This window comes from Bacillus sp. LLTC93, assembly GCF_002993125.1.
In the GTDB taxonomy this organism is placed as follows: domain Bacteria; phylum Bacillota; class Bacilli; order Bacillales; family Bacillaceae; genus Bacillus; species Bacillus zhangzhouensis.
Window position 1 is genome coordinate 59127 of sequence record NZ_PVME01000008.1, and the last position, 14974, is coordinate 74100.

The 14974-nt window shown below is 42.7% G+C and carries 12 protein-coding genes; 5 read left to right on the forward strand and 7 right to left on the reverse strand.

The features are described 5' to 3' along the window. The first annotated feature begins 8 nt into the window (after positions 1 to 8). Positions 9 to 2075, forward strand: a complete 2067-nt coding sequence (locus C6W18_RS17570) for a beta-galactosidase (protein WP_105928412.1) — start codon at positions 9 to 11, stop codon at positions 2073 to 2075. 296 nt (positions 2076 to 2371) lie between these two features. Further along, positions 2372 to 3700: a CitMHS family transporter gene (locus tag C6W18_RS17575; RefSeq protein WP_105928413.1), complete on the forward strand. Its 1329-nt coding sequence runs from the start codon at positions 2372 to 2374 to the stop codon at positions 3698 to 3700. Between the two features lie 44 nt (positions 3701 to 3744). On the opposite strand, the gene C6W18_RS17580 is transcribed toward C6W18_RS17575, so the two are convergent. From C6W18_RS17580 to C6W18_RS17610, 7 genes are all read right to left on the reverse strand, one after another. Beyond that, positions 3745 to 4173 carry a DUF4064 domain-containing protein gene (locus C6W18_RS17580; protein WP_105928414.1) on the reverse strand — a complete coding sequence of 143 codons (429 nt, stop codon included), beginning with the start codon at positions 4171 to 4173 and terminating at the stop codon, positions 3745 to 3747. Positions 4174 to 4197: 24 nt separating this feature from the next. After that, positions 4198 to 5148 (reverse strand): ABC transporter permease, encoded by a 951-nt coding sequence (locus tag C6W18_RS17585; RefSeq protein WP_105928415.1) that lies wholly within the window; start codon positions 5146 to 5148, stop codon positions 4198 to 4200. Further along, complete coding sequence (locus tag C6W18_RS17590) at positions 5145 to 6074, reverse strand: ABC transporter ATP-binding protein (RefSeq protein WP_105928416.1); 930 nt, start codon at positions 6072 to 6074, stop codon at positions 5145 to 5147. Before C6W18_RS17590 ends, C6W18_RS17585 begins: the two co-directional genes overlap by 4 nt. Positions 6075 to 6403: 329 nt before the next feature. Beyond that, the gene (locus C6W18_RS17595; RefSeq protein WP_034323363.1) at positions 6404 to 6742 is read right to left on the reverse strand and encodes a zinc ribbon domain-containing protein YjdM; all 339 of its coding nucleotides are present in this window, start codon (positions 6740 to 6742) and stop codon (positions 6404 to 6406) included. 93 nt (positions 6743 to 6835) lie between these two features. Continuing rightward, the gene (locus C6W18_RS17600) at positions 6836 to 7975 is read right to left on the reverse strand and encodes a glycerate kinase (RefSeq protein ID WP_105928417.1); all 1140 of its coding nucleotides are present in this window, start codon (positions 7973 to 7975) and stop codon (positions 6836 to 6838) included. Between the two features lie 29 nt (positions 7976 to 8004). Then, positions 8005 to 9276, reverse strand: a complete 1272-nt coding sequence (locus C6W18_RS17605) for a GntP family permease (RefSeq protein WP_034323357.1) — start codon at positions 9274 to 9276, stop codon at positions 8005 to 8007. Between the two features lie 117 nt (positions 9277 to 9393). Then, positions 9394 to 10506: a CdaR family transcriptional regulator gene (locus C6W18_RS17610; RefSeq protein WP_105928418.1), complete on the reverse strand. Its 1113-nt coding sequence runs from the start codon at positions 10504 to 10506 to the stop codon at positions 9394 to 9396. 161 nt (positions 10507 to 10667) lie between these two features. Between C6W18_RS17610 and C6W18_RS17615 the strand changes: the two genes are divergently transcribed. From C6W18_RS17615 to C6W18_RS17625, 3 genes are all read left to right on the forward strand, one after another. Continuing rightward, positions 10668 to 11318 carry a TetR/AcrR family transcriptional regulator gene (locus tag C6W18_RS17615; protein ID WP_034323352.1) on the forward strand — a complete coding sequence of 217 codons (651 nt, stop codon included), beginning with the start codon at positions 10668 to 10670 and terminating at the stop codon, positions 11316 to 11318. A 69-nt stretch (positions 11319 to 11387) separates the two neighbouring features. After that, complete coding sequence (locus C6W18_RS17620; RefSeq protein WP_105928419.1) at positions 11388 to 12641, forward strand: MFS transporter; 1254 nt, start codon at positions 11388 to 11390, stop codon at positions 12639 to 12641. Beyond that, positions 12638 to 14965, forward strand: a complete 2328-nt coding sequence (locus C6W18_RS17625; protein ID WP_105928420.1) for an FtsX-like permease family protein — start codon at positions 12638 to 12640, stop codon at positions 14963 to 14965. Before C6W18_RS17620 ends, C6W18_RS17625 begins: the two co-directional genes overlap by 4 nt. Positions 14966 to 14974: the final 9 nt, after the last annotated feature.

The following is a 14974-nucleotide window of genomic DNA, read 5'->3' on the forward strand; positions in this document are numbered from 1 at the left end:
GTGACAAAATGGGAAAGCGTTACCCACTCGTTCACCCAAATGTGAAAGGCTTTATGCATGGTGGCGACTATAATCCAGATCAATGGCTTCATATGCCGGAGATCATTGACGAAGATTTTCGATTAATGAAGCTTGCACACTGCCAAACATTCTCCATCAACATTTTCGCATGGAGTAAGCTAGAGCCAGAAGAAGGTCAGTACGATTTTGCATGGCTGGATGACATCATGGACCGCTTGGCAGCGCAGGGGGCTCACGCCATTCTCGCCACACCTAGCGGGGCAAGACCTGCTTGGCTCTCGCAAGCATATCCAGAAGTATTACGCGTCGAAGCGAACCGCCAGCGTAACTTACACGGGCTTCGCCATAATCATTGCTTCACTTCACCAGTTTATCGTGAAAAAACGAATACACTCAATCGTTTACTTGCTGAACGCTATAAGGATCATCCAGCACTGATCATGTGGCACATATCGAATGAGTACGGCGGCGAATGTCATTGCGATCTTTGCCAAGAGGCATTCCGACATTACCTGAAAGACAAATACAACCATGACCTTGAAGCATTGAATCAAGCATGGTGGACGGGATTTTGGAGCCACACCTATAGTGATTGGTCACAAATTGAGTCACCTGCACCGCATGGGGAGCACATGATTCACGGCATGAACCTAGATTGGAAGCGCTTTGTCACAGCTCAAACGATCAATTTTTATCAAAATGAAATTGAGCCGCTGCGAGAATTGACGCCTCATATCCCAGTGACCACCAACTTTATGGGCGACTATCCGCATATGCGTCCATTCCTTGGGCTGGATTATCATCAATTTGCAAAGGTCGTCGACGTGATCTCATGGGATAGCTATCCTGCGTGGCATAGCGGCAGAGAAACAACTGCCGAATTAGCGTCAAACGTCGCCTTCGTTCACGATTTGTATCGTTCGTTAAAGGACGGACAGCCGTTTCTCGTCATGGAAAGCACGCCTAGCCTCGTAAACTGGCATGATGTGAATAAAGTCAAACATAAAGGAATGGCTCATCTGTCTGCTATGCAGGCGATCGCCCACGGATCAGACTCCGTGCTGTATTTCCAGTGGAGACAGGGCCGAGGTGCCTCTGAGAAATTCCACGGCGCAGTTGTGGATCATTCAGGACATGAACATACACGTGTATTTCAAGAAGTGGCTGATCTAGGGAAACAACTACAGCAGCTGCAGCCGGTTGTGGGCACATCCGTTCAACCTGAGGTCGCGATCATATACGATTGGGAAAACCACTGGGCGATTGATGATGCTCAAGCCTTAAATAATACAAACAAACGCTATGTGGAGGCTTGTCAAACTCACTATCGCAGCTTCTGGAAAAAGGGCATCCCTGTTGACATTGTCGGAATGGAAAAGGACTTCTCATCCTATCGAGTGCTAGTTGGGCCAATGCTCTACATGATCAAACCAGGCGTCGCAGAAAAGATTGAAGCCTTTGTCAAAGAGGGCGGCATTTTTGTAGCGACATACTGGAGCGGCATGGTCGACGAAAACGATCTCTGTTTCCTCGGCGGTTTCCCGGGCCCTCTCCGCCATGTACTTGGCATTTGGGCAGAGGAAATCAACACATTGGTGCCAGATGAACACGTTTTAATGTCCACTGGGAATGGACGCACCTACCATGTCGGCCAATATTGCGAATCCATTCATCCTGAATCGGCCTCTGTGTTAGGGCATTTCGAAAATGGCTCCTATGAAGGACAGCCAGCTCTTACTGTCCACCCATTTGGAAATGGAAAAGCATACTATATGGCTTCCGAAAATGAACAGGCTTTTTACGATGAGTTTTACGAGGATATCATCGCAGGAATTGGCATACAGCCCATCTTATCCTCGCCGATCCCAGAGGGAGTCAGTGTACAAAAACGAACAGATGGCACGCAGGAATATGTGTTTATGATGAATTTTACAGAACAGCCGCAAAACATTTCACTAGATTCAGAGGAAAGCTATGAGAATATGCTGACTGGACAGCATGTACCCGAGCAGCTTCAACTTGATCCTTACGAATACATCATCTTGAAAAAATAGATTGAAAGAAGCGTCCATTCATTGGACGCTTCTTGATTTTAATGATTCTAAATACCTATATAAATTATTTTAATTGTAGATATGCACTTGAAGTGTTATTTTTTATCTAAATTTTTTGACATGTTTGACACCGCGCCCTGACTGGATTGACCATCCTTTTTTACCATTGTGTAGGTATGAAAGCGGTTGCCTAATGCTCATATTTTTGATACTCTTTTTTTCAATGCAGCTAAGGGACTGCATTGTGTTAAAAAGAGCAAACAAATGTAAACGGTTTATTGTAGGGGGAGGGTCTTATGTTAACGTTTGTTGGATTGTTGATTATTTTAACGATTGTTGTATTGCTGATTTGGGGGAAAGCAAGTCCAATTGTCGCCATGGTCATGGTGCCTTTAATAGGGGCGCTCATTGCGGGATTTGGTATCAATGACATTCAAACCTTTTTTGAAGAAGGGATTATTAAAGTATTGCCGGTGGCGACCATGTTTATCTTCGCCATTTTATTTTTTGGCATTTTACAAGATACAGGGTTCTTTGAACCTGTAATTAAAGCGTTAATTAAGCTGACCAAAGGAAATGTTGTCACAGTTGCGATGGGAACTGCTTTGATTGGGGTCATCGCGCACTTAGACGGAGCAGGGGCTACGACCTTTTTATTAACTGTTCCTGCATTGCTTCCGCTTTATAAGAAATTACATATGAGTCCTTACTTACTGCTGCTATTAATCGGGACAAGTGCCGGATTAACCAATATGATTCCATGGGCCGGACCCACTGGACGGGCAGCAAGTGTCTTGAATATGGATCCATCTGAACTCTGGGTACCGCTCATTCCGATTCAGCTGATTGGGGTCGTGCTCGTGTTAGGGATGGCGTTCATTTTAGGAAAGAGGGAAGAAAAACGAATTCGAGTGAAAATTGCTGCAAACGAAGTAGCCGCTGTTCAACTAGAAGGCGCAGATTGGGATCGTGCCATCCAATCTATTAGTGAAACAGGTGACGCCTCTCTAAAGCGTTATCACCTCATCTGGGTGAACCTCATTCTGTTTTTGGCAGTTGTTGTCCTTCTCGTGCTTAACGTAATTCCTGCTAGTTATATGTTTATGATTGGTCTTTCACTAGCACTTTTGGTTAACTATCCGAATGTGAATTTACAAATGGAAAGAATCAAGGCACACGCACCTAGTGCATTGATGATGGCGGCTGTTATTTTCTCCGCAGGCTCATTTTTAGGAATTCTTGAAGGAACCGGTATGCTGAAAGCCATTGCGGTTGACAGCATTCATATTTTACCAGCTTTCTTACTGCCATTTTTACATATCATTGTGGGGATATTTGGTGTTCCGCTTGATATGCTGACAAGTACAGACGCCTATTATTATGCACTTCTGCCAATTGTCGAATCGATCACATCTGAGGTTGGCGTCCCGGGGACATCTGCGGCATATGCCATGATGATTGGAAATATCATTGGGACCTTTGTCAGCCCCCTTGCACCTGCTGTATGGCTTGCTATCGGTCTTGCAGGGGTCGATATGGGGAAACATATCCGCTATTCCTTCTTTTGGATGTGGGGGTTCAGTATCGTTTTACTCATCATCGCCAAACTGATTGGCATTATATAAAAAAGAAAGACATGCGCATATGTGCGCATGTCTTTTTCTTTGATTTATGAAGGATATTCACTCGTGTGCACTTCTGTTTTCGGTTTTTTAATCAGTGACATCAACCCAACGATCAGCAACAAGATCATCGGAACGAAGGCAAAACCAACGGTTCCAATTAAAAGAGTCACAGCCGAAACCAAGAAAAGAATACCAGAAAGCACGGCACGGCGGTCTGTTTTCAAGACAATCACACCAACAAGTGTTAAGACAGCCGCAATTGCGGAAACGACCATAAACTGAACACCAAAGGCATGAACCGAGGCCTCAAGTGTTTCAACTGGTAAGGCACTGCCTTCCTCTTTTAACACTTCATTCAATTCTTCATAAACTGCTGGGTCCACAGAGAGCATCAACGCCCCAAAACCTACACCAATCACGTTGAGGACAATACTAATAATCCCCATAATTTTTTCACCTTTACGCTTAATCATATAGAAACCTCCTAAAAAGTTAAATTAACCTGTTTTTACTTCTCGCTTTTGGAAGACAATTAAAGCAATCGCCAAGAAGATGGCCCAATAAATGACTAGGACGGTTAATGAGAATCCTAGAGACATGCCTTCGATAAAAGTAACCTGTTCCTTAAAGTATTGGGATGGATCATTTGCGAATAACAAATATTTTGTCCAATCAAAGAAGAGCATTAAAATACCTGTAATCGTTCCACCTACAATATAAGCTAACACACTAATGGCAATGGAGATAGCTTCACTTCTGAATATCGTTGATATAGCGAACGAAAGTGTCCCTAGCACAACAAACATTGCGCAATTAGCTAAATAATAAAAAACCATATTGGCAAACTGCGAACGTTCAATCACTTCACCATTTTGATACACCAAATTCACATAATCAGTGTTGAGTCCGAAGAAAATGGCACCCAATATGAATGACAAAATAAACAGTACCACAACAAGTAAAAGAGCATACAGCTGTACCGTAATATATTTAGATATTAGGATCTTTAACCTTGATGGTGGACGAATCAATAATAATTTAATAGTACCATGCTTGTATTCGGCCGAGACAATGGTGGAAGCAATAATGATCACAAACACACCTACAAGCTGAAGTAAATTGGCGTTTGTTTTCACATAATCCCATACACTGTCGCTAAACTGATCATCTGGCGGCAAGTTATGCTTAATTCGATAATCATTAATAGCGATCTCTTTTTCAAGGCTTCTTTTAAAGTAACCATTTTCTATTTCTTTGAGTTCCTTCTTGTTCTCAGTATTCATCATCTCTAGTTGGGCTTTCCAAGCTCCGGATGATTGATCTTCGTCATTTGTTTTAAGTGCAAAGATCAACGTTGCAATCATACCTAAAACAAGAAGTCCAACCATAATCCAAGTACCAACACGATAACTGATTTTCATCCACTCGTTTTGAATGAGGCGAATCATACGTCTGCCTCCTTTTTACCTGTTAAACTTAAAAACTTATCTTCTAGTGTTTGTTTTTCTATTTTGATTTCGTACAAATGAATAGACGCACCGCTCAAATGACGAATCAATTCCGGCATTTTTTCTTCTGGCATGGAGAAGAATAAGTACTGCTCCTCTTCCCTTACAGTGACGCCTTCCTCAAATGCACCAATAAGCTTCTGCGCTTCTTCAAGTTCTTCAGATGCGACCTTCATTCGATAATTGACCAAATCATCCTGCTTCGTCTCCGCACGCTGATCCTCAATGGCAATCAGCTTGCCTGTTTGGATAATGGCAAAACGGTCACACATCAATTCCATTTCTGACATGAGGTGACTTGAGACAATAACAGCTAGCCCTTCTTCCTTCGCAAGCCTTCTCAAGTAATCTCGTATCATACGAATTCCCTCAGGATCAAGTCCATTGGTCGGCTCATCTAAAATAAGCAGTTTCGGTCTATGTATAAGTGCCTGTGCAATGCCCAAGCGCTGCTTCATTCCTAATGAGAACGTACGGACACGCTTATGTTTCACATGCTGCAAACTGACTAGCTCTAACAGCTCATCAATTCGTCCTTCATCCACTTTTCCATTCATTCTGGCAAAATGAACAAGATTTTGTCTTGCCGTTAAATGATTATACATTTCTGGATTTTCAATAATCGCACCGACATCTTGGATCGCATGCTGATAGGAGGTTTGAATACTATGTCCATTAATCAGAATGTCACCAGATGTAATCGGAGAAAGTCCGACCATCATGCGAATGGTTGTCGTTTTCCCTGCGCCATTCGGTCCTAAAAAGCCAAAGACTTCGCCCGCCTGAACAGAAAAACTCAAGTCTTGAACAATCTTTTTCCCGCGAATATGCCTAGATACATTATGCAGTTCTAAAACGTTCGTCACGTTACCTCTCCTTCTTTGTCTAAGTATCATCTATCATCTATTTCCTGATAAACACCATGATCCGTCAAAAATAGAAGAACACTTCCATATGGTACAGCAATGCCCAAAAATTGTGAAGGGAATTAGCCGAAATTTAGCGAATCATCTGCCTTTTTTAAGGTGGAGTTAAGAAAACTGCGGGTTTTTATGTGAAAAGAGGCTTGATTTTTTAAAAAATGAACCTTTTTCAACAGGTATATATGTATGGAATTCTGTTTAAGATTATTCCTTTCACCTATAAATAATGAAATGAAAAAAGAGGCCTCTTAACGACAGCCTCTTTTCATTCTTTATACCTTTTTCACAAACTCTGATTTTAGCTTCATAGCGCCAAAGCTAGGAATTTTACAATCAATGTTATGGTCGCCTTCGACTAAACGAATGCCTTTGACCTTCGTTCCTATTTTTAAGACCGAAGAAGAACCTTTCACTTTTAAATCTTTAATGACAGTGACCGTGTCGCCATCGCTTAACAGGTTCCCATTCGCATCTTTGACAACAAGCTGCTCCTCAGCCGCTTGTTCTTGTTCTAGTGACCATTCATGCGCACATTCAGGGCAGATAAGCAGACTGCCGTCCTCGTAAGTATAGGATGAACTGCACGAAGGACAATTCGGTAGATTAGACATTTGTGTTTCCCCCAACTTTCTATTTCATTTAATACGATTTTACCACATTTCTATAGAAAGGAATGTGATAGAAAAGGAAACATTTTTCAGCATTTACTTCTCTCTTCCAAATGTCATCACAGCCGCAATATTCCGCGCAGTTCTCTCTACGTAAAGAGCCGCATCTTGCATCGCATCAGAAAGAGAGGTGACACCTGGAACAATACTAAAAAGTGCATCAATTCCATGATCATGTACGACTGTACTGTCTTTTGAGAGGGAGCCTGCGATGCCAATCACAGGTAGGTCATACTGCTTTGCTGCTTTGGCTACACCGATCGGCGTTTTTCCATAAATGGTCTGCCGATCAATCCGTCCTTCGCCAGTAATGACAAGGGTTGCCTCCTTGATGACGTCATCAAAATGAACGGCCTTCAGCACAATATCGATTCCTTTTTGCAGATCGGCCTGTAAAAAGCCTAATAAACTCGCACCAAGTCCTCCCGCTGCTCCTGCACCTGCTGCATCAGCAAAAGATACATTCAGCTGCTTTTCTGCTACATGTGCAAAATGAGATAGGTTTTTGTCTAACACTTGAACCATTTCTTCATCCGCTCCCTTTTGCGGGCCGAATACGACAGACGCCCCTCTCTCTCCCGTTAAAGGATTATCCACATCACAAGCTACCTCCAGCCGGACGAATTGCAGTCTCGGGTCAAGTCCAGATAGATTGATAGAAGCTAATTGATTCAGTGACCCACCGCCCGGCATAAGGTCTTGTCCTGCTTTATCGAGGAAAGCTGCACCTAACCCTTGCATCATCCCAACGCCGCCATCATTCGTTGCACTTCCGCCAAGCCCAATGATCAAATGATTCGCGCCCTTATCCAGTGCCGCAAGCATTAATTCTCCTGTTCCTCTCGACGTTGTGAATAACGGATTCCGTTTTTCTGGCGGGACAAGGTGTAATCCTGAGGCTGCAGCCATCTCTATGACAGCGGTCTGACCATCACCCAACATGCCAAAAAAAGCATCCACAGGTTCGCCAAGCGGACCCGTTACCACTTGATTAACAATGTGCCCGCCTGTCGCATCAACCAATGATTGAACCGTCCCTTCTCCTCCATCTGCCATTGGAAGTTTGATATACTCTGCGTTTGGCAAAATAGAACGAAATCCTCGTTCAATGGCACTTGCTGTCTCATAAGCAGATAAACTTTCTTTAAATGAATCTGGTGCAATCACAATTTTCACCCTAAAACCCCTCGTTTCTCATCATGTCCTCAGCCGAACAGCTGGAAAATACCAAAGATAATGGTCGATACAACGGTTAAAGTCAAACCAATTAACGATTCAAAGGGCATTAATTTCAACCGTTCTTTGATGTCCATTTGAACACTTCCTGCTGTTGCATGAAAAAAACTCCCGTGCGGCATATGATCAAGCACCGTTGCGCCAGCATGAATCATGGCTGCGCCTGAAAGCGCAGATACGCCAAGCCCAATCAGTGTACCGCTAAATACTCCACTGGCGACCGCCGTTCCTGCTGTTGTCGAAGCAGTTGCCGCTGACATAAAAATTCCCGACGTTGGTGCAAGCAAATAGGGAGGCAGTCCCGAAGCATCAAGTGCTTGAATAAAAACCTCTTTCAAGGAAGAATTGGATACGATTCCTGCTAATGTGCCTGTCCCTAATAACATAATCGCTACACCTGACATTTTATGAAGCCCTGACATCGCATAATCATTGAGAAACTTTCCTTTTTTCATGAATAGAGCGCCTACAATGCCCCCAATCGGTAAAGCAATCATTGGATCTATATTGATTTGAAACAACGGCCTTAAGGCCAACAATAGAATGGTGACAACCGGACCCACAAGTGCTTGGAAAAAAGCAGGCACTTGAACCTTGCTTTGATCAGCTTCCTCTTCAAGAACGGGTGTCCCTTTATTTGCGAGCTTTTTGGCTAACACATATGTGACAGCTAATCCAAATACAGCCGGAATGACACCTGCGGCCATCATGGAAGTAAGGGGTACACCAAAAGCATCAGAGGCTGCAATCGCATTCGGATTCGGCGACATAATATTTCCTGCCTTCCCGCCGCCAATCATGGCAAGTAAAATTCCTGTTTTTGAAAGCTTTGCCCGTTTGGCAATGGCAAGCGCGATTGGCGCTACCGTGATAACTGCTACATCTACAAAAACGCCCACCGTTGTTAAAATCATCGTTGCAAGTGCGAGTGCTAAAAGGGCCCTCGCCTCTCCAAGCTTTTTCACGATAGCCTCAGCAATAGCTAACGCTGCACCTGACTCAATCAAAACGCCAGCCAGTACACCTGCGGCCATAATTCTAAGAACAGCCGGAATCATGTCCTTAGCTCCATCCATCATGACATTCACAGTCTGCACGATATCTACGCCGCCAACCAAACCGCCTATGAATGCACCTGCCAGCATGCCATATGCAGGTGATACCTTTTTTAAAATGAGAACAATAGCAATCACAAGCGCCATCATGGCTCCCAGTGTACTTACCGTCACATCTCCACTCATTCTCGATCCCCCCAAATTGTCTTTTCTCAATTGTAAGCGTTTACCGAGTGGGATCGAGTTGTGAATCTAGATGATCTTTTTTTATTTATCACTTTATTCAATTGTGCAAATGCACAATCAAGGTAGTTGACTGATCAACTGCGCCATGTAGAGCTCCATCAACTGTTTCACATGACGAGGGTCTTTTCCGGTGATTGCTTGTATTTTATCTAAACGATATCGTAGTGTATTGCGATGAATATATAAACGATCCACGCATCTTTGCAAATCGCCCCCCTCTTCAATGTAAACCTTTAACGTATGGACGAGCTCCGTTTCTTGTGTAAGTGACTTGTAAAAATCAGTCCATCTTTTTTCCTCCTCTGCGGTTCCTGCTTTCATGAATAAGCTTTCCAGCTGATACGATTCAAAGAAAAATATACTTTCACCTGAATCAAGAACCTTCCCCAACCGCAGAGCATCCCCCGCCTGCTGAAAAGATAGAGGCAATAGGCTCATGTCGTCAGCGACAGTCCCTACACCTACAAGCACTTGCCTACCTACTGCTCTCACCATCGCTCTCTGTAGCTGCTCGACCACAAGCTTCAGATTTTGTTCAGGAATAGGTTGCCTTAAAAGAATCAATTCATGAAGGAAGGTCATGCCTAGTAAATCAGCCTCGTTCTTATCATATTGAATCGCATGCATCATTTTGTGCACAGTGTCCTCGGAGGATGGAACTGGCTGAAAAATAATCGCCATTCGGCGCTTATCTAATTCCATCCCCAGCCAGGTCGCTCGATTCTTTAGCTGATGATCACCCACGTCAGAATCAGAAATCAACTGATTGACAATTTCACTTTCTATTCGCTGCCGCCACTGAACTCGTTCAAGCAGAAAAGATTGTTCTAACACCAGCTCAGCTGCCATTTTCACCAGCTCTGCATGATGCCGAATGTCCTCTGGCTCACCAGTAATCCCAATCACACCAACTACTTGTTCACGAAAGCAAATAGGCAAATTGATTCCGGGCATCACTCCCTTTAAACGGAAGGATTTCTCCTGGTCAATTTCCACACTGTTCCCGCTCGTCAGTACAAGTCGTGCACCATCATGTTTCTGTCCAATCCTTTTTCGTTCACCAGAACCAATAATCACACCATCTGCATTCATGACATTGATGTTTTTATGTAAAATATGCATCGTACGTTCAACCATTTCTTGAGCCAATTCACTGGTTAAAAATTGCATGCAGCATCTCTCCTGAAGGTGTTTTCATTCAATGTATCATAGTGTTATTGCACAATAAATGCAAAGTTCTCAAAAAACAGCCGTTGACAAAGGTACGGTGAAAAGTGTTTAATCAAAACAAGGAACCGACCGACAGTCTAGTTAAAAGAAAGGATGGCTTTATGAGAACCGTTAAACATCCTGAAGAACGCAAAAATGACATCTTAAACGCAGCAGAGGTGCTTTTCTCAACCAAAGGCTATCAGCAAACAACGATTATTGACATATTAAAAGCTGTTGGCATTGCAAAAGGCACATTTTATTATTACTTTACATCCAAAGAAGAAGTGATGGATGCCATTATTGATAGGATCATCAAAACAGATATCATCGTGGCAAAGCGTATTGCGGCTGATCCAGACCTGCCAGTCGTCGATAAACTATTTCGTATCATCATGGAGCAGTCTCCTAAACAAGGAAGCAACAAACAAGGCATGATCGAACAATTTCATCAACCTTCGAATGCAGAAATGCATCAAAAAAGCTTGATCAAAGCCATAAAAGAACTATCACCAGTATTGGCAGATGTCATTCAGCAAGGTGTAGAAGAAGGGACGTTCCAAACGAAGTACCCGCAAGAGACGATTGAATTTCTTCTTGCTTCTGCACAGGTCATTTTTGATGAGGGCCTATTTCAATGGACCGCAGAAGAAAGTATACAAAGAGCTCTAGCTTTTATCGATCTCCTCGAATCCTCGTTACATGCAGAAAAGGGAAGCTTCTCCTTCCTTCTCAAGCGATTAACTGGAGAGGGAGATGAAAATAATCAGTGATTGGTCACTTCAATACCAATCCTGCATACATTATAGACTGACGGTCGGTCTAAAGGGAGAGTGATATTTATGTTTTTGTTATCCAATAGAGGTTCCAGCCACTTTATGTACCTTGTTCTCGGACAGATTATTTCCGTTTTCGGGTCTTCCTTGATTCGGTTTGTTTTATCTTTACACGTGCTGGATATGACACAGCGTGTTGACTTATATGCCTTACTTTTCGCTTTATCCAATGTCCCACTCCTCCTTTCCCCATTAGCAGGGGCAATCGCTGATCGGTTTAACAGAAGAAACTTGATGATTTTATTTGATGTCCTCACTGGCATCATGATTCTGGCCTTTTATCTCTGGTTATTTTCAGGAAATGATTCACTTTATATCATCGGAGCCGTCATGATACTTCTTGGTGTGATGAGTACGTTCTATGCTCCTGCTGTGATGTCCAGCATTCCTCAGCTAGTGAAAGAAGAAAAATTAGAACAAGCAAATGGCATCGTCAATGGTGTGCAGGCCCTTTCAGGTGTTCTCGCTCCTATTATCGGTGGAGTTCTGTACGGACTTATCGGGAGTCAATCTATCATTGGGGCTAGTGCCATCATATTTTTTCTATCCGCATGTATGCTTTTACGGTTAAATATTTCTTTCTCACCTAGCCCGCTAACGGAGTCCATGACCAAAGTGCTCATGAAAGATATGAAACAAGGATTTTCTTATATTGGCACCCAGCCATTTTTAAAAAGAGCCATGCTGCTCGCAGCAATGTTAAATTTCATCCTCACACCATTTTTTATCGTTGGTGGTCCAATCATCTTAAGGGTCACAATGAAAAGTAGTGACATCATGTATGGGATTGGAATGGGCTTGATTGAGTTTGCTGTCATCGCAGGGGCCCTGCTAGTTGGACTTGTAGCAAAGCATTGGCGCATTCCTACTTTATATCGCTGGCTGCTCGTCATCGCAATCATTTTAATGCCTGTGGCTTTTTCAACATCAAAAACGGCCCTTCAATTTGGCACATATCCAGCGTATTTTCTCTTTTTAGCAGGGTGTCTTCCAATTGCCATGCTGCTCACAATGATTTCAATTGTTGTCATCTCACATGTCCAAAAGAAAACACCAAATGCTCAATTAGGAAAAGTCATGGCCAATCTGACAATGGTCTCCCAATGTGCTGCTCCGCTCGGCCAAATGATGTATGGGTTCTTGTTCAACACTTTTTCAGCCAACATGTATGTGACCGTGTTAATAGTCAGTATCTTGATGTTTGCACTTGCCTTCCTAACAAAAAATATGCTTCAACCTGAAGGAGAATCAGCCTCATGAGATTGACGTTTATAAAGAAAGACTTAACCCGCCACCGTCTCATTTCAATCGGCTTGACCCTTTGCATCATGATGACATCATTTTTAGCAACTAGCGCCGCGCAAATGACGGCACAACTGAACGGTTCCATTTCAGATCTACTTCAATCTGCCAAAGCGCCAGACTTTGTCCAAATGCACGATGGCAGCCTAGATGAACAAGCGATCGAAATATTTTCAAGCAAACAGCCCCTGGTAAAAGCACATCAAATTGTCCCAATGATTCCAATTGAACATACCAGCATCAAGTTCGGACATGAGCCTGCAAAAGCAGGTGTGATGGATCATTTATTTGTAAAACAAAATCGTTATTTTGATTTTCTTTTAAACGAACGAAATGAAAAGCTAACTGTCAATAAAGGTGAAGTGGCTGTCCCTATTTATTTTCAACAAAAGTATCACCTCAAGATAGGTGAAACGTTAATGATTGAAAAAGGTTCGCATCAATTCTCTTTTCAAATCAAAGCGTTCTTACGAGATGCGCAAATGAACCCCAGCCTTGTCAGTTCAAAAAGATTCCTCCTTCATGACGAGGATTGGGACGCACTGAATCACGAGTTTCAAAAAAAGGAGTACTTGATCGAATTTTTACTACATGATGCTGCGCAGGCAGATGCTTTTCAATCACTCTATCAGTCATCTCAGCTGCCACAACAGGGACCAGCAGTCACATTGCCCCTGCTTCACATGCTGAATGCACTGACAGATGGCATGGTCATTGCCATTCTTCTTCTTGTCTGCTTTCTGCTCATTAGTATTTCCCTTCTCTCCCTCCGTCTTGCTATGACTGCTGCTATAGAAGAGGATGAACGTGAGATTGGGATACTGAAGGTGCTAGGGATTCCTTTATCAAAAATTAAGCAATTATACGTTGGGAAGTATGCTGTGCTTGCATGTGCAGGGTGTATAGCAGGATATGTGTTAACGCTTATATTTGGTGATATGTTTACAGCCAATATTCAGCGATATATGGGGAATTACTCTTCTTTTGCTCAATGGCTGATCCCGCTTTTCGTTTCTATTTTGACGGCAATGATCGTCATCTCATGTAGCTATGCTGTCCTAAGAAAGTTTGGTCAAATATCGGCAGCTCAAGCACTTCAAGATGGCGTCACTTCACCAAATCATAAAAAACAAATACCAATGCACCTCAAGAGAAACAGGTTCCTCCCCATCAATATATGGTTTGGTTTGAAAGATCTGATCTCCCGAATGAAGTTGTATACAACGATTGCCTGTATTATCGCAATTTGTACATTTTTAATGCTGATGCCTATTCAGCTATGGCATACTTTACAATCACCGGATTTCATCACATATCTTGGCTCTGGCAAAAGTGACCTTCGAATTGATATACGGCAAGGACATGATTTAGAGAAAAGTACAAATAAAATCGAGTCTACGATTCACGAAGATCTAGACATTCAAACATCTGCCGTATATGAAACAACTTCTCTCCAGTCCAAAACAAAGGAGAATACATTAGAAACAATCTATTTAGAAACAGGTGATCTCTCAGCATTTCCTCTCACCTATTTACAAGGGCGACAACCTTTAAAGGATGAAGAAATTGCCTTATCAGTGCTAAGTGCAGATTCACTTCAGAAAAAGGTAGGAGAAAGAATCACTCTCGTAACAAATGGGCATGAAATCCAAAGAATGGTCACTGGCATTTACCAGGACGTCACCAACGGAGGAAAAACAGCAAAAGCATTATCACAACCTTTTCCTCAATCAGTCCTTTGGAAAACCATTCAAATTCAACTGAAACAAGGAATAGATATTGCAGAAAAAAAGGCAGCATTTGAAACAAGTATGTCTCCTGCAAAAGTGACAGATATGAAAGAATACGTTCATCAAACCATCGGCAGCACAGCATCTCTAGTAAAGCTGATTGCACTATTCTCAACAATCGCTGCTTTTGGAACAGCCAGCTTGATGTTAACGATGTTTCTGCACATGTTAAAGGCGAAAGATGCAAGTCGTAACCACATGTTAAGAACGATTGGATATTCTATAAAGGATTTAACAAGTCAATACTTAACAAGTTTTATCGTGGTTCTCTCTTTTGGCACCTTTATTGGAACAATCGCTGTCCATTCCATCGGACCGGCTTTGATGAGTGTAGGCGGGGCATCTTTAGGGGCATCAAGCCTTCAGTGGTTAGCACCACAATGGGTGTCAGTCATGTACCCTCTCTGGCTGTTTATTGTGAGTTTAGCTGTAACCTTGTGGTTATTGAAGTCGTTTTTTCCTAGTAAAACCAGCCGTCATACACTTTCATAAGGAGATGTT